The following is a 2,058-nucleotide window of genomic DNA, read 5'->3' as shown; positions in this document are numbered from 1 at the left end:
GAAACTGACCAGGCCGATGATGGGCTTCAAAGTGTTCCATTCAGCAAGTGCCACCCTTGAGGGATTTGAAACAGCGCACATGATCCGCAAGGGACAACTGAACCAGCCGGGTGTGCCCGCTTACCGCCAGTTCATCGAACTCGCAGGATAAATGTGTCAAGACAAAGCCATTGGTCTCACATCAAGAAAAATGTGCGACACTGCCCCTCGGCGATGATCGACAGCCGTGACTTCCTGGCCGCGAAACGCCGAGCGGAAACCGAGATGCTGCTGCTCCATGGCGGTTCGCCCAAGGGCCCGAACTGATTGCCGCCAAATGGGCGGATAATCGCAAAGTCACCCAGATTGGCTTTGCGCTAAACTGGGCCAAACAACGACCGCGCCGCGCCTTTCAAGCGCAATGACCAGATGCTCGAAGTTCTTCCGATTGGAGTTATGGTGTTTCCTGGCACGGGCATTCAGGAGAACCTTGTCGACAAGGCGAGTAAGCTCGGCATCCCGGTTTGGCGATTCCTATAGGCTCTTGCAAAGGGCGACTCGGCGGACCAATCCGACTGCGGTTTCAACGGATAGGACCCTATTCGACCTGCCGTGGCCGCTCAACGCGGTCAGAACTTTCTGTGGGACCCCTGGAAAATCTAAGCGGGCAACAATCAACCGTCGACAAACCTTACAACAGGGAATTGCTCTGGCTGATGGGTGTCATACTTACCGTGCGGCTTGAGGACCCAAGCCGGATGGGGGCTCACTTCTTGACCGGCATTCATCAACTTCTGGAAACGGCCAAAGAAGATTTTCCACTCATCTCCCTTCTGTGGCGGAAGTGACCGACCATCAGCGAGCCAGTGCAGACTTTTCCATGGAATTGCAACTTCGGCTGTCCAACCTTCGTCAACATGGTTGGGGTCGTTGATCTTGCCTTGAACTTGAACCCCGACCCGCAACCCCTCCATGTCATAGTTGCGGAACGCCCAACGTGTGCCACGCGGGTGGATGCCATCCCAAAAGAACTCCGGTTGTCGATCAAAGTCGCCGCCAAAGGAGTAGGCGTGCTGGTCGATCAGGTCGAATTCGGGAGCATCGAACCGTCCGCCGCGCTTGTAGGCATCCCGCCAGATAAACATCATCTCATAGATCGTTCCGAGGGCGTTGAGCTCCAGCTCGTAATAACAGTCTCCGCCGTCAATGAAGATCTCAACGTCATTCTCGCGAAAGATAATGTCGTCGCGTCTAGTAAGGTCCGCGGATACAAACGGCTCTTCGACCCAGAAGGCAACATAGAGGTTCTTGTTGTCCCACAGACAAGCTGAGCGGGTGTTATAAAGGGCCGGCCCACCCGTTGCCATGTCGACGAAGCGTTTTGACTTTCGGGCTGAGGTCCAAACCGGCTTGGTCAGGTCGCCGTTGATCTCGATGGGATCTGTTGTTTTGTAGGCAAGGTAGTCTGCTGATGAGATTGACACTAGGCTTACACCTTTCGCTTGGTTCGTTTGGCATTCCTAGGCCGCAGTGATCCCTGAAATCTTGCGGAAAAACAGCCTCAAATTCCAGAATTTGATGATACTGATCGAGGACTAGGTGTGAGTTCTGAGGAGGTTGTTCATTCGGATTGAAAGCCTGAAGGTGTTTGTCGCCAAACTCTCACCGGAAGGTTTCAAGGATGAACAACCCGCACAAGAATGCCCGAACGACGCCGCTTGGTCGAGCGGAGATGATCCGCCGGATCGTTTAAGAAGGACGTCCGGTTAAAATAGTGGCGACAGAGTTTGGCTTGAGCGAGCGGCGAACCCGGGAATGGCTGAAACGGTACCGGATGCTGGGTCGGCCGGGCTGCAGAACAGATCTTCCAGACCGCACACTGTCGCCAACAAGACGATGGCGCATCAGATCGGTGCGATCGGTCGTTTGCGCCGGGATTATCGGCTGACCGGGGCCGAGATCGGCGCAAAGCTGGGTCTTGCCCGCTCGACGGTTGCCGGATGTGTTTGATCCCAGATTTTGATGGTGCAGTCTTTTCTCCCGAATGGAAGGATGCACTATGGGACAGGTTTTACACGG

The 2,058-nt window shown here is 54.8% G+C and carries 2 protein-coding genes and 2 pseudogenes; 3 read left to right on the top strand and 1 reads right to left on the bottom strand.

What is annotated here, in order from left to right:
• Both Q0835_RS29675 and Q0835_RS29670 read left to right on the top strand, forming a co-directional pair.
• Nucleotides 1–151: pseudogene (locus Q0835_RS29675) on the top strand (IS6 family transposase); the annotation flags it as partial.
• Between the two features lie 56 nt (nucleotides 152–207).
• A pseudogene (locus tag Q0835_RS29670) lies at nucleotides 208–519 on the top strand (SLOG family protein); the annotation flags it as partial.
• A 134-nt stretch (nucleotides 520–653) separates the two neighbouring features.
• Here the strand turns inward: Q0835_RS29670 and Q0835_RS29665 are convergent.
• On the bottom strand, nucleotides 654–1,463 hold the full coding sequence (locus Q0835_RS29665; RefSeq protein WP_298967060.1) for a carbohydrate-binding family 9-like protein: 810 nt from the start codon (nucleotides 1,461–1,463) through the stop codon (nucleotides 654–656).
• Nucleotides 1,464–1,794: 331 nt separating this feature from the next.
• Between Q0835_RS29665 and Q0835_RS29660 the strand changes: the two genes are divergently transcribed.
• Nucleotides 1,795–1,989, top strand: a complete 195-nt coding sequence (locus Q0835_RS29660) for a hypothetical protein (protein WP_298967058.1) — start codon at nucleotides 1,795–1,797, stop codon at nucleotides 1,987–1,989.
• The last annotated feature ends 69 nt before the right edge of the window (nucleotides 1,990–2,058 follow it).

This window comes from uncultured Roseibium sp., from assembly GCF_947499295.1.
Classification (GTDB): domain Bacteria; phylum Pseudomonadota; class Alphaproteobacteria; order Rhizobiales; family Stappiaceae; genus Roseibium.
This window is presented reverse-complemented; position numbering and strand designations above follow the sequence as displayed.

Coding starts and splice junctions, on each gene's coding strand:
- Q0835_RS29660 (WP_298967058.1), top strand. CDS start 1,795: ATGGCTGAAACGGTACCGGATGCTGGGTCGGCCGGGCTGCAGAACAGA.